The 23,303-nt window shown below is 53.8% G+C and carries 26 protein-coding genes, 1 tRNA gene and 2 other RNA genes; 15 read left to right on the top strand and 14 right to left on the bottom strand.

The features are described 5' to 3' along the window. Positions 1-73 precede the first annotated feature (73 nt). The 4 genes from solA (at position 74) to C3406_RS04115 (ending at position 2,767) form a co-directional block, all read left to right on the top strand. Complete coding sequence (gene solA / locus C3406_RS04130) at positions 74-1,192, top strand: N-methyl-L-tryptophan oxidase (RefSeq protein ID WP_103823919.1); 1,119 nt, start codon at positions 74-76, stop codon at positions 1,190-1,192. Positions 1,193-1,248: 56 nt separating this feature from the next. After that, positions 1,249-1,362, top strand: a complete 114-nt coding sequence (locus tag C3406_RS04125) for a YceO family protein (RefSeq protein ID WP_103823691.1) — start codon at positions 1,249-1,251, stop codon at positions 1,360-1,362. A gap of 261 nt (positions 1,363-1,623) precedes the next feature. Then, complete coding sequence (locus C3406_RS04120; RefSeq protein WP_103823918.1) at positions 1,624-2,190, top strand: cytochrome b; 567 nt, start codon at positions 1,624-1,626, stop codon at positions 2,188-2,190. 1 nt (position 2,191) lies between these two features. After that, positions 2,192-2,767, top strand: coding sequence for a YceI family protein (locus tag C3406_RS04115; protein ID WP_103179061.1), 576 nt, complete (start codon positions 2,192-2,194; stop codon positions 2,765-2,767). Between the two features lie 39 nt (positions 2,768-2,806). On the opposite strand, the gene trhO is transcribed toward C3406_RS04115, so the two are convergent. Next, positions 2,807-3,856: an oxygen-dependent tRNA uridine(34) hydroxylase TrhO gene (trhO, locus tag C3406_RS04110; RefSeq protein WP_103823690.1), complete on the bottom strand. Its 1,050-nt coding sequence runs from the start codon at positions 3,854-3,856 to the stop codon at positions 2,807-2,809. 220 nt (positions 3,857-4,076) lie between these two features. Here trhO and C3406_RS04100 point away from each other — a divergent pair, with 220 nt between their 5' ends. From C3406_RS04100 to C3406_RS04090, 3 genes are all read left to right on the top strand, one after another. Next, entirely contained in the window at positions 4,077-5,003 is a 927-nt protein-coding gene (locus tag C3406_RS04100; RefSeq protein WP_103823689.1) for a Kdo(2)-lipid IV(A) acyltransferase, read from the top strand. 145 nt (positions 5,004-5,148) lie between these two features. Then, positions 5,149-6,399: a multidrug efflux MFS transporter MdtG gene (gene mdtG / locus C3406_RS04095; RefSeq protein ID WP_103823688.1), complete on the top strand. Its 1,251-nt coding sequence runs from the start codon at positions 5,149-5,151 to the stop codon at positions 6,397-6,399. A 97-nt stretch (positions 6,400-6,496) separates the two neighbouring features. Continuing rightward, on the top strand, positions 6,497-6,871 hold the full coding sequence (locus tag C3406_RS04090; RefSeq protein ID WP_039032335.1) for a MysB family protein: 375 nt from the start codon (positions 6,497-6,499) through the stop codon (positions 6,869-6,871). Here C3406_RS04090 and C3406_RS04085 read toward each other — a convergent pair whose 3' ends face one another. The 3 genes from C3406_RS04085 to mdoG form a co-directional block, all read right to left on the bottom strand. After that, on the bottom strand, positions 6,872-7,099 hold the full coding sequence (locus C3406_RS04085) for a YceK/YidQ family lipoprotein (RefSeq protein WP_103823687.1): 228 nt from the start codon (positions 7,097-7,099) through the stop codon (positions 6,872-6,874). A gap of 120 nt (positions 7,100-7,219) precedes the next feature. Next, positions 7,220-9,748: a glucans biosynthesis glucosyltransferase MdoH gene (gene mdoH, locus C3406_RS04080; RefSeq protein WP_103179055.1), complete on the bottom strand. Its 2,529-nt coding sequence runs from the start codon at positions 9,746-9,748 to the stop codon at positions 7,220-7,222. Beyond that, the gene (gene mdoG / locus C3406_RS04075) at positions 9,741-11,276 is read right to left on the bottom strand and encodes a glucans biosynthesis protein MdoG (protein WP_146052353.1); all 1,536 of its coding nucleotides are present in this window, start codon (positions 11,274-11,276) and stop codon (positions 9,741-9,743) included. Before mdoG ends, mdoH begins: the two co-directional genes overlap by 8 nt. A 273-nt stretch (positions 11,277-11,549) precedes the next feature. Between mdoG and mdoC the strand changes: the two genes are divergently transcribed. Further along, positions 11,550-12,710 carry a glucans biosynthesis protein MdoC gene (gene mdoC / locus C3406_RS04065; protein WP_103823685.1) on the top strand — a complete coding sequence of 387 codons (1,161 nt, stop codon included), beginning with the start codon at positions 11,550-11,552 and terminating at the stop codon, positions 12,708-12,710. Positions 12,711-12,744: 34 nt separating this feature from the next. Here mdoC and C3406_RS04060 read toward each other — a convergent pair whose 3' ends face one another. The 6 genes from C3406_RS04060 to csgB all read right to left on the bottom strand — a co-directional run bounded on the left by C3406_RS04060 (position 12,745) and on the right by csgB (position 16,576). Continuing rightward, on the bottom strand, positions 12,745-14,229 hold the full coding sequence (locus C3406_RS04060; RefSeq protein WP_199182734.1) for a phospholipase D family protein: 1,485 nt from the start codon (positions 14,227-14,229) through the stop codon (positions 12,745-12,747). Continuing rightward, positions 14,165-14,707 carry an O-acetyl-ADP-ribose deacetylase gene (gene ymdB, locus C3406_RS04055; RefSeq protein ID WP_103823683.1) on the bottom strand — a complete coding sequence of 181 codons (543 nt, stop codon included), beginning with the start codon at positions 14,705-14,707 and terminating at the stop codon, positions 14,165-14,167. The genes C3406_RS04060 and ymdB overlap by 65 nt, the downstream gene beginning before the upstream one ends. 84 nt (positions 14,708-14,791) lie before the next feature. Further along, positions 14,792-15,091, bottom strand: a complete 300-nt coding sequence (locus C3406_RS04050; protein WP_231604244.1) for a fimbrial protein — start codon at positions 15,089-15,091, stop codon at positions 14,792-14,794. Positions 15,092-15,249: 158 nt separating this feature from the next. After that, positions 15,250-15,576 carry a curli assembly chaperone CsgC gene (gene csgC, locus C3406_RS04045; RefSeq protein ID WP_103823682.1) on the bottom strand — a complete coding sequence of 109 codons (327 nt, stop codon included), beginning with the start codon at positions 15,574-15,576 and terminating at the stop codon, positions 15,250-15,252. Positions 15,577-15,636: 60 nt separating this feature from the next. Then, the gene (csgA, locus tag C3406_RS04040; RefSeq protein WP_103823681.1) at positions 15,637-16,086 is read right to left on the bottom strand and encodes a curli major subunit CsgA; all 450 of its coding nucleotides are present in this window, start codon (positions 16,084-16,086) and stop codon (positions 15,637-15,639) included. Positions 16,087-16,126: 40 nt separating this feature from the next. Beyond that, positions 16,127-16,576 (bottom strand): curli minor subunit CsgB, encoded by a 450-nt coding sequence (csgB, locus tag C3406_RS04035; RefSeq protein ID WP_103823680.1) that lies wholly within the window; start codon positions 16,574-16,576, stop codon positions 16,127-16,129. A 747-nt stretch (positions 16,577-17,323) separates the two neighbouring features. On the opposite strand from csgB, the gene csgD reads away from it, so the two are divergent. Genes csgD through csgG form a run of 4 tightly spaced genes read left to right on the top strand, consistent with a single transcriptional unit; the run spans position 17,324 to position 19,655 of the window. After that, positions 17,324-17,974 carry a biofilm master transcriptional regulator CsgD gene (gene csgD, locus C3406_RS04030; RefSeq protein ID WP_103823679.1) on the top strand — a complete coding sequence of 217 codons (651 nt, stop codon included), beginning with the start codon at positions 17,324-17,326 and terminating at the stop codon, positions 17,972-17,974. Positions 17,975-17,978: 4 nt separating this feature from the next. After that, positions 17,979-18,368 carry a curli production assembly/transport protein CsgE gene (gene csgE / locus C3406_RS04025; RefSeq protein WP_103823678.1) on the top strand — a complete coding sequence of 130 codons (390 nt, stop codon included), beginning with the start codon at positions 17,979-17,981 and terminating at the stop codon, positions 18,366-18,368. Positions 18,369-18,381: 13 nt separating this feature from the next. Then, positions 18,382-18,795 (top strand): curli production assembly/transport protein CsgF, encoded by a 414-nt coding sequence (csgF, locus tag C3406_RS04020; RefSeq protein WP_103823677.1) that lies wholly within the window; start codon positions 18,382-18,384, stop codon positions 18,793-18,795. Positions 18,796-18,821: 26 nt separating this feature from the next. Further along, positions 18,822-19,655, top strand: coding sequence for a curli production assembly/transport protein CsgG (gene csgG / locus C3406_RS04015; protein ID WP_039032323.1), 834 nt, complete (start codon positions 18,822-18,824; stop codon positions 19,653-19,655). A gap of 42 nt (positions 19,656-19,697) precedes the next feature. On the opposite strand, the gene C3406_RS04010 is transcribed toward csgG, so the two are convergent. From C3406_RS04010 to ghrA, 4 genes are all read right to left on the bottom strand, one after another. Next, on the bottom strand, positions 19,698-20,180 hold the full coding sequence (locus C3406_RS04010) for a DUF1097 domain-containing protein (RefSeq protein WP_231604241.1): 483 nt from the start codon (positions 20,178-20,180) through the stop codon (positions 19,698-19,700). Positions 20,181-20,276: 96 nt separating this feature from the next. After that, entirely contained in the window at positions 20,277-20,831 is a 555-nt protein-coding gene (locus tag C3406_RS04005) for a TorD/DmsD family molecular chaperone (RefSeq protein ID WP_103179043.1), read from the bottom strand. A 20-nt stretch (positions 20,832-20,851) separates the two neighbouring features. Then, the gene (locus C3406_RS04000; protein ID WP_103823676.1) at positions 20,852-21,589 is read right to left on the bottom strand and encodes a phosphatase; all 738 of its coding nucleotides are present in this window, start codon (positions 21,587-21,589) and stop codon (positions 20,852-20,854) included. An 83-nt stretch (positions 21,590-21,672) separates the two neighbouring features. Next, positions 21,673-22,611: a glyoxylate/hydroxypyruvate reductase GhrA gene (gene ghrA / locus C3406_RS03995; RefSeq protein ID WP_103823675.1), complete on the bottom strand. Its 939-nt coding sequence runs from the start codon at positions 22,609-22,611 to the stop codon at positions 21,673-21,675. A gap of 228 nt (positions 22,612-22,839) precedes the next feature. Here ghrA and C3406_RS03990 point away from each other — a divergent pair. The 3 genes from C3406_RS03990 to C3406_RS26765 all read left to right on the top strand — a co-directional run bounded on the left by C3406_RS03990 (position 22,840) and on the right by C3406_RS26765 (position 23,285). Continuing rightward, positions 22,840-22,927: transfer RNA gene (locus tag C3406_RS03990), tRNA-Ser, on the top strand. Between the two features lie 42 nt (positions 22,928-22,969). After that, positions 22,970-23,106: non-coding RNA, RtT sRNA (locus C3406_RS03985), on the top strand. 42 nt (positions 23,107-23,148) lie between these two features. Beyond that, positions 23,149-23,285: non-coding RNA, RtT sRNA (locus C3406_RS26765), on the top strand. Positions 23,286-23,303 lie beyond the last annotated feature (18 nt).

The raw sequence follows: 23,303 nt of genomic DNA, 5'->3' as shown, positions 1-23,303 counted from the left end.
GTTTATTTCTCCCTTGTATAACCCTGCCTTCTTAATTACCCTGCTAACCAACGAAACGCGTAAAGAGAGCCTCATGAAATACGATCTTATTATTATTGGCAGCGGATCTGTCGGCGCGGCGGCAGGCTATTACGCAACGCGAGCCGGTCAGAACGTACTGATGATCGATGCCCATATGCCGCCCCACACCGAAGGGAGTCACCACGGCGATACCCGTTTGATGCGCCACGCTTACGGCGAAGGCGAACGCTATGTGCCGCTGGTGTTACGGGCGCAGGCGCTGTGGGATGAACTGGCGCAAATCAGCGGTGAGCCGGTCTTTGAACGTACGGGCGTGGTCAATCTTGGGCCATCCGATTCGTCATTCCTGGCGAACGTCGAGCAGAGCGCCCGTCAGTTCAATCTCAATCTTGAGCGGCTGGACGCGGCGGCGGTAATGAAGCGCTGGCCTGAAATCCAGGTGCCCGAAGGTTATATCGGTCTGTTTGAGGCCGAATCCGGGGTACTACGCAGCGAACTGGCCATTAAAACCTGGATTGCACTGGCGAAAGAGGCGGGTTGCGCCCAATTGTTTAACTGCCCGGTGAGCGCCATTACCCATCATGATGACGGCGTCACCGTTGACACCCCGGAAGGCCCCTACAGCGCAAGCCGCCTGTTGGTGAGCGCCGGCACCTGGGTTTCACGTCTGGTGCCAGGTCTGCCTGTCCAGCCGGTGCGCAAGGTCTTCTCCTGGTTCCAGTCCGACGGCCGTTACAGCCATCAGAATCACTTCCCTGCCTTTACCGGCGAGCTGCCTGACGGCGACCAGTTTTACGGCTTCCCATCCGAGAAAGATGCCCTGAAGATCGGTAAACACAACGGCGGGCAGGTGATTAACTCCCCGGAAGAACGTAAGCCGTTTGGCGCGTATCCTGGCGATGGCTCTGAAGCGTTTAAATTCCTGCGCAACGTACTGCCGGGTATCGGCGGCCTGTTACACGGAGCAGCCTGTACCTATGACAACACGCCGGACGAAGATTTCATCATTGATACCCTGCCGGGCCATGATAATACGCTGCTGATCACCGGCCTGAGCGGGCACGGATTCAAATTCGCCAGCGTGCTGGGAGAGATTGCCGCACAATTCTCACAGCAGATCGCCCCACCGTTTGATCTCACGCCTTTCTCCCTGTCTCGCTTTAGCCGATAATGGTGTCAGGCTTCGGGTTTCCGAAGCCTTTCTTTCATCCTTTTACCGGTATATTCATGCGTCGTATCGTTAGCTATCTGGTCAATAATATTCGCGAGCACCTGATGCTCTATATTTTGCTGTGGTCGCTGTTGGCAATCCTCGATATCCTTTATATTGTATTTTTCTGATGAGATTCATTGACAAAAATTGACATTTCTTAAAATAACTATAATTTCACAATAAATTATTTGAACATCATAAAAACGTCTTAACCCACCAAAAATCAGCCAATCCCGAAAATCCTTTACAGCGTAATTGACTATAACTTCTGTTTTTAATTCAAAATAACTGAACGAATAAAATTAATATTGAATATATGTAAATATCATTTGCATTAATGTTTTCCCCACGCCATTTTTAGCGCTTGCGAATTAATAATGGTGTTCAAAATGCAGGTGCGAAATTCCCCCACACGCTATGGCGTTATTTCCATGAGTCTGCACTGGCTGATGGCGATTGCGGTTTACGGCATGTTTGGTCTTGGCCTCTGGATGGTGACCCTGAGCTATTACGATGGCTGGTATCACCAGGCACCGGAGCTGCACAAAAGCATTGGCTTTATGCTGATGCTGGCGCTGGTGGTGCGGCTGCTGTGGCGCCATGTCTCCCCTGTTCCGCCGGCGTTGAAAAGCCAGACTCGCTTTACGCGTATGAGCGCTGCCGCCGCGCATATTGCCCTCTACGCCTTGCTTTTCGCCATCCTGATCAGCGGCTATTTGATCTCCACCGCCGACGGAAAACCTATCAGTGTCTTCGGCCTGTTTGACGTGCCCGCCCTGCTGGCCGATGCCGGCCCACAGGCCGATCTGGCCGGAACCGTGCATTTATGGCTGGCCTGGGGCGTAGTCATTCTCTCCGTATTACATGGCCTTGCCGCCATAAAACATCACTTTATCGACAAAGACGCCACCCTGACACGTATGTTGGGCAAAGCGTCCCCTGACTCTGGAGCATAAAATGAAGAAAAGCCTGCTGGGATTAACCTTAGCGTCTCTGCTGTTCACCACCGGCGCCGCCGTGGCAGCGGATTACAAAATTGATAAACAAGGCCAGCACGCCTTTGTGAACTTCCGTATTCAGCATCTGGGGTACAGCTGGCTGTACGGCACATTCAAGGATTTCGATGGCTCCTTCACCTTTGATGAGAGCAATCCGGCGAATGATAAGGTCAATGTCACCCTGAACACCAACAGCCTCGATACGAACCACGCTGAGCGCGATAAGCATCTGCGCAGCGCAGACTTCCTCAACGTGGCGAAATACCCGCAGGCGACCTTTACCTCGACCGAGGTGAAAAAGGATGGTGACGGGCTGGATATTACCGGCAACCTGACGCTCAATGGCGTAACGAAACCGGTTAAGCTGGATGCAAAACTGATTGGTCAGGGTGACGATCCCTGGGGCGGCAAACGCGCAGGCTTTGAAGCATCAGGCAAAATTCATCTGAAAGACTTCAACATCACGACCGATCTGGGCCCGGCGTCGCAGGACGTTGAGCTGATTATTTCGGTGGAAGGGGTACAGCAGAAGTAATGCCCTCGCCCGGTCACGCGACCGGGCAAGGTTTCAGGGTCACTCCGGATCAGGAATGCCCAGGCGGGTATTCAGACGCCCCCGCGACTTATTAAAGATCTTATTGCCATTTTCGCGCCCGGCACGGCGGCGACGCTGCTCCTCTTCAGGCAACATGCTCTCTTCGCTACACAGCTCGCTGCAGCAGCCGTTAAACTTCTCAGCGCAGGCCGGACACTGAATAAACAGCAGATGACAACCGTCATTTTTGCAGTTGGTATGGGTGTCGCAGGCGGTGCCGCACTGATGGCAGTGGGCAATCACATCGTCCGAGATGCGCTCCCCCATCCGCTCGTCAAAGACGAAGTTCTTGCCAATAAAGCGCACTGGCAGCCCCTGCTCGCGGGCGCGACGGGCATACTCGATGATCCCGCCTTCGATATGCCAGACTTTGTTAAAACCGTTGTGCTTCATCCAGGCGCTGGCTTTTTCGCAGCGGATCCCGCCGGTGCAGTACATGACAATTTTTTTGTCCTTATGCTCCTGCATCATCTCAACGGCTTTTGGCAACTGCTCACGGAAAGTATCTGCCGGGATCTCAAGGGCGTTTTCGAAATGGCCCACTTCATATTCGTAGTGGTTACGCATATCGATAAACACGGCGTCAGGATCGTCCAGCATGGCATTCACTTCTGACGCTTTCAGGTAATCGCCCACGTCGCTGGCATCAAAGGTCGGGTCATCAATGCCGTCCGCCACAATGCGCTCGCGCACTTTCATGCGCAGCACCCAGAAGGATTTCCCATCATCGTCCAGGGCAATGTTCAGGCGCAGGCCGTCCAGAGCCGGATCGAAGCCATAAAGGAAGCTGCGCAACTCATCGACCTTGCTTTCAGGCACGCTGATCTGAGCATTGATGCCCTCATGGGCAAGATAGATACGGCCAAAGACGTTCAGCGCGGTTAACGCCTTGTACAGCGCGTCGCGGGTAGCCTGCGGGTTAACGATGGTGAAATATTTATAGAACGAGATCGTCGTGCGCGGCTCGGTTTCAGCCAACATGCGCGCTTTCAGCTCTTCGTTCGAAATGAGGTTGTGTAACACTGGCATGGTGTACGGTTCCTGCAATCGTATAAGAATGAAAATCGGTCGGCATCATATAGCAAACATTGGGAATTTACATCCCTTCATTTTGCGCTACATTTCTCACGTTAAAATGCCGAGGGTATAACATTTGCTCTATTCATGACCATTCCATAGCGATGCATTTTGGTTATCAATGGAAAAATGCGACACTACGCCAACAGGACGTATCACAAACAGGAACGACATGACTCAACTACCTAAATTTTCCATTGCGCTTCTACATCCTCGTTACTGGCTGACCTGGGCTGGCATCGGTTTATTATGGTTACTGGTGCAACTGCCTTACCCGCTGATCTACCGTCTTGGCTGCGGTCTGGGTCGACTGGCGATGCGCTTTATGTCCCGCCGCGCCCGCATTGCCCGCCGTAATCTGGAACTCTGTTTCCCGGAGATGAGCGAGCATGAGCGTGACACCATGGTGGTGAAAAATTTTGAATCCGTCGGCATGGGGCTGATGGAAACCGGCATGGCCTGGTTCTGGTCTAATAAGCGCATGGCGCGCTGGACGGAAGTGACCGGTACCGGCATGGATCCGGTGCACAATCTGCAGGCCAATAAAACCGGCGTTCTGCTGATCGGCGTCCATTTTCTGACCCTGGAGATAGGCGCGCGGATGTTTGGTATGCAGGCGCCCGGTATTGGCGTCTATCGCCCGAACGACAACCCGGTGATCGACTGGCTGCAAACCTGGGGCCGGATGCGCTCCAACAAGAGCATGATCGACCGTAAAGATCTCAAGGGGATGATCCGCGCCCTGAAATCCGGTGAAGTGATCTGGTACGCGCCGGATCATGACTACGGCCCGACCGCCAGCGTCTTTGTGCCCTTCTTTGCGGTCGACGAGGCGGCAACCACCACCGGGACATGGACCCTGGCCCGTCTCTCGAACGCGGCCATTGTTCCTTTTGTGCCGCGTCGCAAACCTGACGGCAAGGGCTATGAACTGATGATGCTGGAACCGGAATGTTCTCCGCCGCTGGACGATGCGACAACCACCGCCGCGTGGATGAATCGCGTGGTTGAGAAATGCATCCTGCTGGCACCGGAACAGTATATGTGGCTGCATCGTCGCTTTAAAACCCGTCCGGAAGGCGTGCCTTCCCGCTATTAATCCTCCTTTGCGGCCTACGGGCCGCACTTCCCTTTAAGCTTATAATGCTCACCATCATTGCAGCACCCATCACCCAGGCGCATAATTAGCAGGCTTATTACTTTCTTTTATAATGATGCCGCTGCGCATCATAACGCGGATAGCTATGTCTCCCTCAGAAACGCCAATAAACTGGAAGCGGAACCTCATGGTTGCCTGGCTGGGCTGCTTTCTCACGGGTGCCGCATTTAGCCTGGTGATGCCTTTTCTGCCGCTTTACGTAGAACAGCTCGGCGTCAGCGGTCACAGCGCGCTCAATATGTGGTCCGGACTGGTGTTCAGCATCACGTTTCTCTTCTCCGCCATCGCCTCACCGTTCTGGGGTGGGCTGGCCGACCGCAAAGGGCGCAAAATTATGCTGCTGCGTTCGGCGCTGGGGATGGCCATCATCATGCTGCTGATGGGGCTGGCGCAAAACATCTGGCAGTTTCTGGTGTTACGCGCGCTGCTGGGGCTGCTGGGCGGCTTTGTACCCAATGCCAACGCGCTCATCGCCACGCAGATCCCCCGTCATAAAAGCGGCTGGGCGCTGGGAACCCTCTCCACTGGTGCGGTGAGTGGTGCCCTGCTTGGCCCGCTGGCCGGGGGATTACTGGCGGACAGCTACGGTTTGCGGCCAGTATTTTTTATCACCGCGGGCGTTCTGTTTGCCTGCTTCCTGGTGACCTTATTCTGCATCCGGGAAAATTTTACCCCGGTGCCGAAAAAAGAGATGCTGCATGCCCGCGAGGTCTTTGCCTCGCTTAAAAATCCTCGCCTGGTCATCAGCCTGTTTGTCACCACCATGATTATTCAGGTCGCTACCGGCTCCATTGCGCCGATCCTGACGCTCTACGTGCGCGACCTGGCCGGGCACTTGGGCAATATCGCCTTTATCAGCGGCATGATTGCCTCGGTGCCCGGCGTAGCCGCCCTGATCAGCGCCCCGCGGCTGGGGAAACTGGGCGATCGGATTGGTCCGGAAAGGATCCTGATCGTCGCGCTGGTGATCTCCGTGCTACTCCTCATCCCGATGTCATTTGTGCAATCGCCGTGGCAGTTGGGCGTTCTGCGCTTTTTACTCGGGGCGGCCGATGGCGCCCTGCTGCCTGCGGTGCAGACCCTGCTGGTCTATAACTCCACCAATCAGATAGCCGGACGCATCTTCAGCTATAACCAGTCGTTCCGCGATATCGGTAACGTCACCGGCCCGCTCCTCGGAGCCGGTATTGCCGCCAGCTACTGTTTCCGGGCGGTGTTTATTGTGACCGCCTGCGTGGTGATGTTTAACGCCTTTTACTCATGGGTGAGTCTGTCGCGCGCCTTTCGCCAGCCGCGGGGGGTTCCCGGGCAGGATAAGGTCTCTGCGCCCGATTAAGACAACTTCGTGAAGGTTTTACGGCTTTCATACTTGCAATTATGGAGAATCAGCTATCCTTTCCCTGAACACCATGTCAAATCACAGGGAGACGCCGATGACTATGTTTGCCACTCTAGAGGAAGCGATTGATGCCGCGCGCGAGGAATTCCTCGCTGATAATCCCGGCATTGAGGAAGATGACGCGAATATTGAGCAACTCAATATCCAGAAATATGTCATGCAGGATGGGGACATTATGTGGCAGGCCGAATTTTTTGCCGATGACGGCGAAGACGGCGAGTGCCTGCCCGTACTGAGCGGCGAAGCGGCTCAGGCGGTGTTTGATGGCGATTATGACGAGATAGAGCTGCGTCAGGAGTGGCTGGAAGAGAACACCCTGCATGAATGGGATGAGGGTGAGTTTCAGCTTGAACCGCCGCTGGATACCGAAGAGGGGCAAACCGCAGCGGATGAGTGGGACGAGCGCTAATTACTCATAAGGCCCGTGCTGAGCGTCGATGGGCAGCAGTAGCGTGTCAAAGACCAGCGAGAACGGCAGATCCAGCACCGTCAGGTAGCGCCATGCGGAGTCGCGAACGTCCCACTGCACGCCCGGGTAGTATTGATTGCCGTGTCCCTGCCCTGGGATCGTCCGGCTGATAATACTGCCGCAGCCGCTCAGTAATAGCGCCATTGTGATGACGGTGAAAAATCTCATCCAGTACCTCGAAAGATAAAAATACCGGCTCAAGAGCCGGTATTTATTTGCCCGGCGGCGCTGCGCTTGCACGGGTCTACAGATTTTGTAGGCCGGGTAAGCGTAGCGCCATCCGACACATCACTTCGCTTTCAACGCCTGCGGATTCAGCTTCAGCGTCTGGTAATAGTTCACCCACGAAGAGTATTTCTCCGGGGCGGCCCAGACACGATGATGCATCCGCGCCATGGTGACAGGATCGCTTAGCAGCACCAGACGACGGTCACGGTTCAGCTTTTCTGGCGTCTCGTTCAGCGCCTGCTCAACGTGACGATCGCGGGCGATCTCCAGCACGCGGCTGGCACGGTGACGGGCAGTCGCCATAGCGATGGCCAGGGCGTTGAATGACGGGTTAAACACCGCGTGCATAAACCCATCTTCCAGCGAACGGCTGCGGTTGAGCTCCAGATACTTGTCTGTATCCACCAGCACCTGCGGCGGGGAATACTCTTCCGGGATCAGGAACAGCTTCCAGCGTTTGGTGCGCAGACCCACCGTTGAACGGCTTGAGATCACCGACACAAACGGGGAGAGGATCAGCGAGAAGACAATCGGCGCCAGCCAGAACAGGAAGCGCAGATCCAGCCACGCCATGCCCACCGCCCAGACCAGACCGAGCAGCATCTGCGAACCGTGACGCATAAAGGCTTCACTCCACGGCGTAGAGTCATCGTCACGCTGCGGCGAGTTCCAGACCACTTCCCAGCCGAGGAAGGCGCTGACCACGAAGACGGTGTGGAACAGCATACGCACCGGGGCCAGCAGCACGGAGAACAACACCTCCAGCAGCAGGGAGAGCGTCACGCGGAAGAAACCACCGTACTCCTTAGAGCCCTTACACCAGATGAGCACAATACTCAGCAGCTTCGGCAGGAAGAGCAGCACCATCGTCGAGGCAAAGAGCGCTATCGCCAGCTCAGGACGCCACTGCGGCCAGACCGGGAACAGCTGGCGCGGCTGCAGGAAGTACTGCGGCTCGGTCAGGGCGTGTACCACCTGCAGGGCGGTCGACAGGGCCAGGAACATAAACCACAGCGGCGCTGAGAGGTAGGACATTACGCCGGTCAGGAACACGGCACGGTGTACCGGGTGCATCCCTTTTACGAGGAACAGACGGAAGTTCATCAGGTTCCCGTGACACCAGCGGCGGTCACGCTTCAGCTCATCCAGCAGGTTTGGCGGCAGCTCTTCATAGGAGCCCGGCAGGTCATAGGCGATCCACACCCCCCAACCGGCACGACGCATCAGCGCGGCTTCCACGAAGTCATGCGACAGGATAGAACCCGCAAACGAGCCTTCGCCCGGCAGCGGCGCCAGCGCACAGTGCTCAATGAACGGCTTCACGCGGATAATGGCGTTATGCCCCCAGTAGTGCGACTCACCCAGCTGCCAGAAGTGCAGACCGGCAGTAAACAGCGGCCCGTAGACGCGGGTCGCAAACTGCTGGCAACGCGCATAGAGCGTGTCCATACCCGACGCTTTCGGCGAAGACTGAATGATCCCGGCATTCGGGTTCGCTTCCATCAGGCGCACAAGGCCCGTCAGACACTCACCGGTCATCACCGAGTCGGCATCCAGCACCACCATATAGCTGTACTGACTGCCCCAGCGACGGCAGAAGTCATCGATGTTACCGCTTTTACGCTTCACGCGACGACGACGACGACGGTAGAAGATCTGCCCTTCGCCCTGCACTTCGGCGATAAGTTCCATCCACGCTTTCTGTTCTGCCACGCAGATATCCGGGTTGTAGCTGTCACTCAGGATGTAAACGTCGAAGTGTTCGGCGTTACCGGTGGCTTTCACCGACTCCCAGGTGGCGCGCAGGCCGGCAAAAACGCGATCCACATCTTCGTTACAGATAGGCATGATAAGCGCAGTACGGTGTTCAGGATTGAGGGGTTCATCCCCCACCGTAGAGTGCGAAATGCTGTACTTATCCCGGCCTATCAGCAGCTGCAGGAAGCCCATCAGCGCAGTCCAGAAACCGGCCGATACCCAGCAGAAGAGAATGGCGAACAGCAGCAGGATGCCGCTTTGCAGAATATAAGGCAGCAGCTGCATAAACGAGACCAGCAGATCCTGGTCGAACATATCGGCCGGATTGATCAGCGCCCAGCCCTGGTACGGAAGGATCGTCTTCATATACCAGGTAGCGACGACGGTCTGCGCAATGGTTAACAGCAGCAGGATGTAGCGGCGAATACTGCCGACGGTACGCCATTTTTCCTCGCTGGCCTGCTGCTCTTTAGAGAGGCGAGAGAGATAGCGCGGATTGGTGTCGCGGCCACGCAGGCGATCCCAGAAACGGCCCACCGGGTTGGTGCGCCAGGGATCCGGGAACATGGAAGAGCGCGTCGCTTTCGGCATCGCCTCAAGCTGGGTGCGCCCTTCGTCATCGCGGATCAGCTGGCCTTCGGCCAGTGAATCGGGCCAGGCCTGTTCGAGACGGCTTTTAACCGAGCCCAGCGGAGTATCATCTTCACGCGTAAACGGATGATGATCGGCATCCAGCGCGGTGTGAACCGCGCTGATGTCACCCTTCGGCAGTGCCGCCTTCTCGATATCGGTCAGCGGCATGGCATCGATATACTCAGTTATCTTATTCATTGGCAGGTAGCTGATAGCTCCAGGTTTCACTCAACGGCTGATCGGCGTTGACCAGGGCGGCACGCATCTCAGTCGGCTGTTTCGCGTCTTTCACTTTAATGCGCAGAGTTAAACGCCAGCCTTTGGTGACCGGGTTATAACGCACGCTGTTCTCAACGATCTCACCATTGTCACCAATGCTCGCCTGAGCGGTGACCGGGGTTTCCGGCGCCAGGTTCTGCATATCCTGGCCGGTGAAATCGACAACAAACGCGATGGTGCCATCAGGCTGGCGGATCAGATTGGACTGTTTCACATCCCCTGTTGAGCGGCGGGTCTGCAGAACATACGCGCTTTCCGGCGCATGCAGCTTGTCTTCATCGCGGCTCATGGTGATGCTGTAGTTGAAGTTCATCTCTTTACCGGCTTCCGGCAGCTGGTCCGGCGTCCAGTACGCGACGATGTTGTCGTTGGTTTCGTCGTTGGTTGGGATCTCTACCAGCTCAACTTTGCCTTTGCCCCACTCGCCTTTCGGGGTGATCCAGGCGCTTGGACGCAGATCGTAACGATCGTCCAGATCTTCAAAGCGGGAGAACTGACGGCCACGCTGCAGCAGACCAAACCCCTGCGGGTTCTCCATGCTGAAGCTGCTTACCGCCAGGTGTTTCGGGTTGTTCAGCGGACGCCAGATCCACTCACCGTTGCCGGCAAGGATCGACAGACCGTTAGAGTCGTGCAGTTCCGGGCGGAAGTTGGTGGCAGGAGAAGGCTGGTTTGGCCCGAACAGGAACATACTGGTCAGCGGAGCAACGCCCAGTTTGCCGACTTTATCGCGCAGATAGACTTTAAACTGCACGTCGACCACCGTATCGCGGCCAGGAATAATGACAAAGCGATAGGCGCCCGTTGCGCGCGGGGAATCCAGCAGTGCATAGATGGTCAGGCGCTTGTCGGTTGGTTTCGGACGTTCGATCCAGAACTCGCGAAAACGTGGGAACTCTTCCCCGGACGGCAGCGCGGTATCGATCGCCAGACCACGCGCGGAGAGGCCATAAACCTGACCGCCACCAATCACACGGAAATAGCTTGCCCCCAACATGCTGACAATTTCGTCGTTTTTATCTTTACTGTTGATGGGATAAAGCACTTTAAAGCCCGCGAAGCCCAAATCTTTCACGGTGTCTTTGTCGTGTTGCACATTGCCGAAATTAAAGTAGTCCGGGCTGTACTTGATTTTGCGTACCGCGTTAGAGGTCACTTCATTAATGGTGACAGGCGTGTCGAAGTACATCCCCTGATGATAAAACTCGAGCTTGAACGGGGTTTTTATTTTATTCCAGTAGGCTTTATCGTGATTAAACTGGATCTGCTGATAGTCCGCATATTTCATGTCGCGGAAAACGGAGGGTAAGTTACTTTTTGGCGCTTCGTACCCTTTACTGGCCATCGATTTTGCCTGTTTTGCGACGTCGTCGATGGTAAAGGCCAGGGCCGATGAGGTATACAGAGACAACAGGACTGCCGCTCCTAACCAACGCATTTTCATCATTTGTGGTTTATGTTTCATAATAAGTAAGCACTTCCCCCTTTGTGTGCTTATATCGATCCGATCCATTTTAATGGAAAATCAGGCATTCCGACAACATAATCACCGCTTTGTTCAGCGTGCTGGCTCATGGTTTAAGCAAGTGAAAGTAACCCGTTTTCACTTTGCGTGCTTATCCTGGAGACAGTGTGTCAGACTTCGTGTAGGGTTGGCACCGAATGTAAACACTATTGGTCTTAGGGATAAGACGAAAAGTCTGAGAATGCGCAACGTCATATGAGTACCGTACCCGCACAACGCGAATATTTCCTTGATTCCATCCGGGCATGGCTCATGCTGCTGGGGATCCCGTTTCATATTTCCTTGATTTATTCGAGCCACGTCTGGCACGTCAATAGTGCAGAGTCGTCGTGGTGGCTGACGCTGTTTAACGATTTTATCCACTCCTTCCGGATGCAGGTCTTTTTCGTTATTTCGGGCTACTTCTCTTACATGCTTTTTTTGCGCTATCCGCTCAAGCGCTGGTGGAAAGTGCGCGTGGAACGCGTCGGTATTCCGATGCTTACCGCCATTCCCCTGCTGACGCTGCCGCAATTCATTATGCTGCAACATGTCAAAGGCAAAGCGGAGAGCTGGCACACCCTGTCGCTGTACGATAAATACAACACCCTCGCCTGGGAACTGGTTTCTCACCTGTGGTTCCTGCTGGTGCTGGTGGTGATGACCACGGTCAGCCTGTGGCTCTTCAGCCGCATGCGCCATCATCTCAGCGCCCGGTCGGAGGCGTTTTTTGCCGATATTACCTGGGGCAAGCTGTCGGTACTGTTTTTAATCCTGGGTATCGTCTATGCCGCGCTGCGCCGCACGCTTTTAATTATCTATTCACCGATCCTCAGCGACGGCCTGTTTAACTTTGTGGTGATGCAGACGCTCTTCTACCTGCCCTTCTTCCTGATTGGCGCCCTGGCGTTTGTGCATCCGAAGCTGAAAGCGCTGTTTACTACTCCGTCACGCGGCTGTACGCTCGGCGCGCTACTGGCGTTTATCGCTTATCTGCTTAACCAGCGTTATGGCAGCGGCGATGCGTGGATGTATGAAACCGAAAGCGTGATCACCATGCTGCTGGGGCTGTGGATGGTGAACGTGGTCTTTGCCCTGGGTCACCGCCTGCTGAACTTTAAATCGGCGCGCGTCACCTATTTCGTCAACGCCTCGCTGTTCATTTATCTGGTGCACCATCCGTTAACGCTGTTCTTTGGCGCCTACATTACGCCGCATATCAGCTCAAATCTGCTGGGCTTTATCTGTGGGCTGGTGTTTGTGGTGGGTATTGCGATTGTGCTGTATGAAATTCATCTGCGTATTCCGCTGCTGCGCTTTCTCTTTTCCGGCAAACCAGCCAGCAAAACGGAAAAAACGCCGCAGGTCACCAGTTAAGCCGTTGCGCGCCGGTCGCAGAACCGGCGCGTCATTACAGCAGCCACTCGACCGGCAGCCAGTAGGCCAGGCGCACCAGCATCCGCTGCCAGAAACGGGTTTTGGGCTCCTTTTTATGCACGATCTCCTGCCCCTCCTTACGCTCAATCCAGTTAAGACGTCCCATTTTATCCAACCGGAGTTGCCAGGCTTCATGGCGCTGGCTGCGCACGAACCGGGTGTGGATCATCCTTGCTAGCTTTTCGCTTTCAATGACAAAGCCCATCTCGGTATTGAGCATGGTTGAACGGGGATCAAAATTAAGTGAACCGATAAACACTTTCTCGCCGTCGACGCTGAACGTCTTGACATGCAGGCTGGAGCCGGAGTTCCCGGTGATGCCGCGATCGTGCGCCGGCGGTACGCCATCCTGAATGGGCTTTAGTTCATATAGCTCGATGCCGTGGCGCAACAGCTTTTTTCGCCAGCGGGCGTAACCGGCATGCACAACGGAGACGTCGTTCGCTGCCAGCGAGTTGGTGAGGATGGCGACTTTCACCCCTTTTCGCACCATCTGCAGCAGCAGCGCCACCCCCGCCCGGGTAGGGACAAAATAAGCGGAGATGATATCGATTTGTTGCAACGGTGAGCCCATTACCCCCATCAGGCGCTGGGGCAGCAGCGAGTGCCGTTTTGCCCGGCCCTGCCCTTTACGCGGATCGTCGCTGAGTAACCGGGTTTTAGCCCAAATCAGCGGCAATTTGCCCGCCTCAAGGTTGGTAATAAAATCGCTGGACTGTAATTTATCCAGATAACGACGGGTAATGTCGTCGCGATACCACTCCTCAGGGGGATGAATTTTGTCTTCAATTTCCGCCTCGGAAAGTTCCAGCACCTGCTGGAGCGTGGAGACCGACGCGCAGTTCCAGTAGCGCTCAAAATCATTGGCCACATCCTGCACCACCGGGCCTGTGGCCATCACGTCCAGATCGGAAAAGAGCGGCTCTTCGCCTGCGCCAAAATAGGCATCACCGATGTTTCGCCCGCCAATAATGGTGACCTCGCCGTCCACGGTGAAACTCTTGTTGTGCATCCGGCGATTGAGACGGGCGAAATCGGTGAGATAGCCCAGCGCGCGCAGGGAGCGGAACGAAAAGGGATTAAACAGCCGGACATCAAAGTTGGGATGCGCGTCCAGCAGGCGCAGGATGCTGTCCAGCCCCTGGGTATTGTTGTCATCGAGCAACAAACGCACGCGGACACCGCGCATGGCAGCGGATAATAAGACGGAAAACAACAGGCGTCCTGACATGTCGTCTTCCCAGATGTAGTACTGCACATCCAGCGTCTTTTCTGCCATTTCCACCAGCCGGTAACGGCAGGCGAAGGCATCGAGACTGTTATCAAGAGGGAGAAGCCCACAAAGGCCGGGATGTGCAGAGCTGACCGGTGCAATCGCGCGTCCAAGTCGCGTGTTATGCGTCGGTTTCCTGTCCTCGCTGGGTAAGCAGTCGCTTGTATAGTCGGGCATTTTCTTCATCATAGCAGACAAAGTATACCCGCTCCGGCAGAGGCTTGAGGGTGAGATAATCCGAAACCGTGTTAACGGCGATTTCAGCCGCTGCCGCGCGGGGATAGCCATAAACGCCAGTGCTGATTGCCGGGAAGGCGAGAGTCTGATAACCGTTGGCCGCCGCCAGGTTCAGGCTGTTGCGGTAGGCCTCCTCCAGAATCCGCGCTTCGTGATGCTCTCCCCCGTGCCAGACGGGACCAACGGTGTGGATCACCGCTTTGGCGGGCAGGTTTCCGGCAAGCGTAATCACCGCCTGCCCCGGGGCGCACTCGCCCTGCTGCTGGCGCACCAGCTTACACGCCTCCAGCAGGGCGGGGCCTGCCGCCCGATGAATGGCGCCGTCCACGCCACCACCGCCCATCAAAGAAGGATTGGCTGCGTTAACCACCACATCCACATGCAGCGTGGTGATATCACCATGAAAGACTTCAATTCGGGAGTACATAATCAACCTCTGCATACCGTTTTTTCTTAAGTGTATCGCAGAGGTTGGGTTGTGGAAGTCCGGTTGACAGAAAACGGTCCTGCCTCAGCGGTAGTCAACCTGCACAATGGCGAGCGATTTTTCCGGGTTGATGTACCTCATGCTGACAGTGGCAAGATCTGCGGCATTCACCCTGCCCTCGAGCGCATCTTTATAGCTGACCTGTTGAACAGACATTTTATTGTCCTGCGGACAGGAGACGGTTAAGGCGCGCGCATCAGGCGTGACGTTACAGGGATCTTCGACAATCCGTCCGATAAAATGGATGACATTGGCCGTGCAGACTGGGGTAAGCGTAACCGCAGCAACAAAGGCTGCGGCCAGGGTGATACGGGACGAAACCATCAGTGTAATCCTCAATGATAATCGTCCCTGACGCTTAAACAACGCCCTTCATGGAGGGCTGTCGACTGGCATCGACGACGCCAGCAACATGAGAATAACAATGGAATAACATCCGCGCCACTTTAATCAATATATTGATTTTGTGAATGTTTTAAACATCAGGCTTTCGACGGTGGCCACTGTTGCGACAGATGCAACGACTTACCATCCGAGACCGTCACAATAACGTTTATCTTGTCATTGGGTCCGGAATTAAGAGTCATACGGGAAAGATTGACCGTTTTATTTGCCGGTAACGAGACGGTGTTTTGCTGACGCGAGGTGCTCTGCCCGCCCGGGCCACTGCGCGAGGTGAGGATTTGCACCTGGCATAAACACGGTTCTGTGACGGTCACCTGAGGAATAATGGTCACGTTCTCACCTTCGGTGGAGGTCTGAAAGGTAATCTGACTGGTCAGCGCGGCAAGTAGTAAAAGAGTATTCATTATCATCTCCCAAAAAAAAACAGGGCCTCAGCCCTGTTTTTTCGACGTACAGCGGCAGTATTAGTACTGACCAGCAGTCACGGTGTTGCCGAAGCCAACCTGAGTGATGTTAGCAGAAGCGCCGTTCATAGTTTGACGAAGATCGACTTCGTTACGACCACCAGACTGGCTTACAGTCGCAGAGAGGTCACGACCGCTCCACTGGCTGATGGTTGCTTCGTTACCCTGGCCACGCTGGGTCAGGCTGATTTCGCTGCTATCAGCACCCTGAGACAGATCGGCATCGTTACCGAAGCCATTCTGACGAACGGTGATTTCAGAGCCACGTGCATCGCTTTGCAAAGCGTCCACATTGTTACGGCCACCATATTGATAAACGGTCAGCGATTCTGGGCTGACGTTGTTATTTCCGTTACCACCATGGTTATTACCCCACTGTGGAACAGAACCAGCCATAGCACTGCCAGAAACCACGATTGCTGCAATTACTGCCACTTTTAAAAGTTTCATTGTAAAGCCCCCATCGGATTGATTAATTATCGCTCAATAGCTAGCGTTGGATGACGCGAATTGCCATTTGCGACTGTCTCTGTACTACAACTGCCGTTTTTTGCGTACCGTACTGCGTAATATTCGCTTTATTACCAGAACCTTTCTGAATAATCACTGCGGTATTACCATATGCACCTTGATTAATACTCGCATTGTTCGAGTTCCCTTTTTGATCAATATAAGCAAGGTTATAACTCCCTGATTGATCAATGTTCGCCCGATTATTTCCGCCCTCCTGAGAAACGACAGACAACAGTTTCTGGCCGTTTTGTTGAACGTTAGCGTTATTATTTACGCCAACTTGTCCAATGATTGCAGCCTGGTTATATGAGGATTTACTCAGCTCATTAACCGCGAAATTGTATTCTGCCGAAGCTAAATCAGTCGCTGCGAAAACAAATCCAGGTGCACCCAGTAATGTCAACATCAATAACAACTTGTTCTTCATGTTATCACCCTGGACCTGGTGGTATAATAACTGCGTTAACAAGAGCAAATATTTTGTTAACCCGGCGTTACGATGAAGAGTATGTCTGCCGAAACAATTTTAATATCTCACCCGCCAGTTGTATTTTTATTCTTCCGTTCACCCCAAAGTATTAATTAAAATTAAATACCGTGGCGATACAACGATTTTACAGGGGGTTAGCAAGGGCCATTTTCCCTTTGCAAAAATGGAAAACCTCAAATGCGTGGATTTGCCGTTTCGTCTGGTCCCGAGGAGAGGAAACGGAATATATCCATGATTGCGTGACAAAGTCCGTGATTTCTTAAGACGTTTACATATTGTAAAAATAGGCTTAGCGTTTTGCCCTGTCTCATACCTTATCGCTAATAGCCTTCAATTTACATTAATCATTACAATCAATGACTTGAGTGAATTTGTATGATTTTTAAAATGTGTGCATCAATATCGTAATGTACAACTTTTTGATGATTCTTAATCAATTCATGAACTCATTTTTTACAAAGTAATATTGATTTTTACATCCTGTTACACGTTTAACACTTGCTTTAAAAAACGTTAAAGCTAGATTGAAAACAGAAGTTCGGCATTGCGAATTAATTCTCCCTTCTCTCTAAGGGATATGGTCTTTTTTCTACACACAGCAGTGCAACATCTGTCAGTACTTCTGGTGCCCCCAATAATATATTGGGGGCAGCTGCCAGGTGTTTCATAAAAAGGGGTTTCATCATGTTTAATGAAGTCCAAAGCTTGCATGGTCAGACTTTATTGTTAGTGACCAAACCTTCTTTACAAGCGACAGCTTTACTACAGCATTTAAAGCATAGTTTATCGTTGAGCGGAAAATTGCATAGCATTCAACGCTCTTTCGATGACATTGCGCCTGGTAGCATTATTCTTTTCGATATGATGGAAGCGGATAAAAAACTTATCCAATACTGGCAAGATATTTTAAGCAGGAAAAACAACAATATCCGTGTGTTGTTGTTAAATACGCCGGAAGAATACCCATTCAGGGATATTGAAAGTTGGCCACATATCAATGGCGTCTTTTATGTCAATGAGGACGAAACGCGCGTGGTTGAAGGCCTGCAGGGGGTTCTGCGTGGTGAATGTTACTTTTCGCAGAAACTTGCCAGCTACCTCATAACGCACTCCGGAAATTATCGCTATAACAGTTCAGAGTCCGCTTTGCTGACCCATCGCGAAAAAGAGATTCTGAATAAATTACGTATCGGTGCTTCAAATATTGAAATCGCCCGTTCGTTATTTATCAGCGAAAATACGGTTAAGACTCATCTTTACAATCTTTTCAAGAAGATAGCTGTCAAAAACCGGACTCAGGCGGTTTCATGGGCGAATGATAACCTCAGGCGTTAACAGTATGAAACGCACAGTGAGTTGGATTGCCGCAGCAGGCTTATGGCTTGCTGCCGGGAATCTTCATGCGGTTGAAGTAGAGATCCCGGGATTGTTAACTGACCACACCGTCTCCGCAGTCGGCCATGCTTTTTATCGCGGCTTCAGCGACAAATGGGAAAGTGATTATCCCGGTAACTTAACTATCAATGAACGGCCCAGCGCACGTTGGGGAAGCTGGATCACCATAACGGTTAATCAGGACGTTATATTCCAGACCTTTTTATTCCCCACGAAAACTGACCTGGATAAAAATGTGGTCTTTGCTCTGGCTCAAACCGAAGAGGCATTAAATCGCCTGCAGATCGATAAAGCTCTGCTGGGTACGGGCGATTTAGCACCAGACGAATTTTAATTCGGAGGCATCCATGCGTGTTGTCCATGCAGTAGTAGCTTTAATGCTTATTCCATCTCTGAGCTGGGCCGGAAATATGACCTTCCAGTTCCGCAACCCGAACTTTGGTGGAAACCCTAATAACGGTTCTTTTCTTTTAAACTCGGCCCAGGCACAAAACTCTTATACGGATCCAGGCTCTGACGACTTCGGGATTGAAACCCCGAGTGCGCTGGATAACTTTACCCAGGCAATCCAGGCCCAGGTTCTGGGCGGGCTGCTGACCAATATTAATACCGGCAAACCCGGCCGTATGGTGACCAGCGACTTTATTGTCGACATTGCCAATGCGGACGGACAAATGCAGCTGAACGTGACAGACCGCAAAACGGGGAAAACGTCCACCATTCAGGTTGCTGGCTTGCAAAGCGGTTCTACCGACTTTTAAATAATGTCGAGATAAGGATAATAATCATGCAGCGCTTTCTCCTCCTTGTTGCAGTGTGCTTATTGAGCGGCTGTTTAACTGCTCCTCCAAAAGAAGCAGCAAAACCGACATTAATGCCTCGCGCCCAGAGCTATCGTGATTTAACCAAATTGCCATTGCCAACGGGTAAGATCTACGTGTCGGTTTATAATATTCAGGATGAAACCGGGCAATTTAAACCGTATCCGGCAAGTAACTTCTCAACGGCTGTACCGCAGAGCGCCACCGCCATGCTGGTTACTGCGTTAAAAGATTCTCGCTGGTTTATTCCTCTGGAACGTCAGGGGCTGCAAAACCTGCTCAACGAACGTAAGATCATTCGTGCTGCGCAGGATAACGGCACCGTGGCGATGAACAACCGTATTCCGTTGCATTCGCTTACAGCGGCGAACGTGATGGTAGAAGGTTCAATTATCGGCTACGAAAGTAACGTGAAATCGGGCGGTGTGGGGGCCCGGTATTTCGGTATTGGCGGCGATACGCAGTACCAGCTTGACCAGATTGCGGTGAACCTGCGTGTGGTCAACGTCAGTACCGGCGAGATTTTGTCTTCCGTGACTACCAGCAAAACCATTCTCTCGTATGAAGTGCAGGCCGGGGTGTTCCGTTTCATCGACTACCAGCGTCTGCTGGAGGGCGAAATCGGTTATACCTCTAACGAGCCGGTCATGCTCTGCCTGATGTCTGCTATCGAAACCGGGGTGATCTTCCTGATTAACGACGGTATCGATCGCGGATTGTGGGACCTGCAAAACAAAAATGAAGTGAAAAACGATATTCTGGTGAAATACCGCGAGATGTCGACGCCGCCAGAATCCTGACAGAAAGCGCATTAAAAAGGCGAGACCCTGGTCTCGCCTTTTTTATTCGCTCAACGCCGTGACGTTTCGCGTTTTCTCCCTGCGCGCCGCCAGCCACAGGCCGCTGTTTTTCATGGCGTAGCCAAACACCAGCCCCAGCGCCAGCGAAGGCACCACCAGCCGCCACTCCCCCTGCCCTGCAAAAGTAGCGCAGGCCCCCATAAAGGTGCCGGGCACAAACGAGAGCAGCAGATGTTTTGCCTGGATACACATCAAAAACGCCACCACGCCGGTCATAACGTAGCCAACGATTTCCAGATGAGGTGCCAGCGCGCTGCCGTGGATGATAATCATCGCCCACGCCACGCCGCTCATCAGCGTACAGGCGGAGATAAACAGCCCCTTCACGCCCCCCTGCGGGCAGGCGAAATAGGCCGTGCAGCCAAGGAAGCCCGCCCAACTGAGGAGTCCGAGAGAGACGGCAACCCAGCCCCATAAACCGGATAGGATGCCTGTCGTGATTGCGATAGAAAATAGAATGTTCATGGCGCGCATCTTAACAGATACGCGGCCATTAAATGAGATCAGGAACACATAATATGCAAATTGAGATTTGCCGTTACATTCAGATGGTGAGCTAAATCACTCTTCGTTCTCTTCCTGTAGCTCATCCCACATTGCGGCAATGGCATCGCGGGTCAGTGGCGCCATGGTGCGCCAGAAAGATGAAGTGGCGTGCGCTTCAACCTTCCCGAGGAACGTCCCGCACCAGGGCAGGATGTACTCCCCGAAGAGGGTTTCCAGCGCCTCGTTTTCATCTTCCGCCGCATGATCTTCAATCCACGAGGCCGCCAGCAGCAGCGTGCCGAGGTGGTCGGCTGGGGTATCGGTCAGCGGCATTCCGCGTTCAGAGAGGAATGCGCGCACTTCGGCTTCGGTCGCGCCCTCTTCCCAGGCAGAGCGATACGGCGACACGCGGCACTCTTCCCCAACAAACAGCGCATTGTAGTCGGCGGCGACCTGCTGCATGTCGCAGCTGTTTTGCAGACGCAGCAACAACTCATCCTGCTCAAGCGGCCAGTTCTGGGCCAGCTTGCCTTCGCGGATCAAGGTAAACAGCGGCACCAGCAGCGGATCCTGCGGCTGGCGATAATAGAGAGAACCCAGTACGCGACAGAGGATGGAAAACTCATTCATTTATTTAGTCCATTACACAGTTAAAAATCAGCAAATTCATTGATTGGCGCCATGCCACGCGACTCCAGGAAATCGAGTAGCCGACGCGGGGAGACGTTCAGGATGCGATCTTCCGGGAAGTCCACCGCGTCGAGGATTTTGCGGCATTCGCTAAAATCGCCCAGCGTGAAGGCGGTATGGGAATCGGAGCCCAGCGCTACATAGCCACCGGCCTCCTTCACCGCAGCCGCCACTGCCCGGCAGTTTGCTTCGCTACCTTTACGGGAGTGAATAAAGGAGGAATTGTTGATCTCCAGCGCCACGCGATGCTCCGCCGCCGCCTGCGCGACCGCCTGAATATCAATCGGGTATTTCGGGTTCCCCGGATGGCTGATGATATGTACGTTACCGCTGGCGATAGTGGCGATCATCGCCTCGGTATGGGTAGCTTGATCCTGAGGAGCGAAAACCGGCTCATGGAAACCGGCGAGGATCAGATCCAGAGAGGTGAGCATTGGGCCGGTACAATCAATGTCGCCCTGGGTATTTTTGATGTTGGCCTCAATGCCGCGCAGGATCCCGACGCCATCCACCACCCGCGGCCAGATGCGCATGTTCACAAAGTGCCAATAGTGCGGCGCATCTGCCATATCCGGGCCATGATCGGTGATCGCAAAGAGCTTAATGTTCTTCTGTTTTGCCTGGGCGATGTAGTCATGAAGGTTGCTGTAGGCGTGGGTACTGGCGACGGTGTGCATATGCAGGTCAACGGGGTACATCGTTCTCTCCTCTCGTGTTTCCCAAAGGATAGCAGTTATCACGGGCGTTTATCAGCAAAAACCCGGCAATCGCCGGGTATAACTCAGTAACCGCGCTGTCTGTCGACCTGGCCGGTGACCAGCTCACCCTTCTCCAGCTGCGAGATGGTGCGGGCGATATAGTCGATGGCTTCTGCCGGACGCGTCACCGCCGCAATGTGCGGCGTCATGGCCACACGCGGGTGGGCCCACAAAGGATTGTCATCAGGCAGTGGCTCTTTACTGTAGACATCCAGCATCGCCCCTTTCAGCTTGCCGCTCTCCAGCGCCGCCAGCAGATCGGCTTCCACCACATGTACACCACGCGCCAGGTTCATCAGGTAGCTGTTGTCCGCCAGCTGGTTGATGAGCGCCTTATTAATGATCCCAACCGTCTCAGCCGTATTCGGCAGCAGGTTAATCAGCACCCGCGTGCCGTCTAAAAACTGCGGCAACTCTTCCTTCCCGGCAAAGCTGGTGACGCCAGGGTAATCTTTACGGGTACGGCTCCAGCAGCGCAGCGGGAAGCCCCACGGCGCAAGCGCTTCGGCCACTTTCGATCCCAACACCCCTGCCCCGAGGATCCCGATAGTAAAATCTTCGCGCTGATAGTCGGCCAGCGGCTCCCAGCGGGCCTGCTGTTTCAGCGCCTGGTAATCGTCAAAGCGGCGGAACCAGTGCAGCACCTGGCTGACCGCATACTCCTGCATCTGCTGGCCCATGCCGGTATCTTCCAGGCGAAACAGCGGGATCGACTCCGCCAGCATTTCCGGGTGCGCCTTGAGCTTGCTGAGGATCGAGTCCACCCCTGCGCCAAGGGCAAACACCGCTTTCAGGTTTCGCCCCTGCAGCATCTCAACCGGAGGGTGCCACACCAGGGCATAATCTGCAGGTTCGTTATCGCCGCGCTTCCACTCCCGAACCCGCGCGCCCGGCAGGGCCGCCGAAAGTGTTTTTATCCAGTAAGCGTTATCAAATGTCGGGTGATAAAAAATAATGTCCATTGCGATTGCCTTCTGTTGCGCTGTTTTATGTTCATTATCAACTGGATTGCAGCATAACAAATTTTGGGTGTGGGGTCTTTGCTGATAAAAAAGGCACTTTCAGCGCAATTAAAAATCATGTTGGCTGAAGTTTGTCTGAACGCGCTAATTTACTGAAAAAGGTGATTGACGTAAGTCAGGCTTTTCCTTACATTAGCGCCCGTCCCAGCAACAACGGGATGACAATATGGTGAGGTGTCCGAGTGGCTGAAGGAGCACGCCTGGAAAGTGTGTATACGGCAACGTATCGGGGGTTCGAATCCCCCCCTCACCGCCATATTCAAGATGAGAGCTCGTACGAAAGTACGGGCTTTTTTCTTTTATATTCTCCGCTGGGGGGATGAGAACCCCCGACTGGGGTTCGACAACTGGCGCAGCCAGTTGGACAGACTGAGAGCGCAACGAACAGGCTGCCCGCAGGGCGAGCGCAGCGAGTCAATCCCCCCCTCACCGCCATATTCAAGATGAGAGCTCGTACGAAAGTACGGGCTTTTTTCTTTTATATTCTCCGCTGGGGGGATGAGAACCGCCGACTGGGGTTCGACAACTGGCGCAGCCAGTTGGACAGACTGAGAGCGCAGCGAACAGGCTGCCCGTAGGGCGAGCGCAGCGAGTCAATCCCCCCCTCACCGCCATATTCAAGAGAAGAGCTC

It is taken from the genome of Leclercia sp. LSNIH8 (assembly GCF_002920195.1).
Classification (GTDB): Bacteria; Pseudomonadota; Gammaproteobacteria; order Enterobacterales; family Enterobacteriaceae; genus Enterobacter.
The sequence above is the reverse complement of the archived record's forward strand: the minus strand, read 5'-3'. Positions and strand labels throughout refer to the sequence as shown.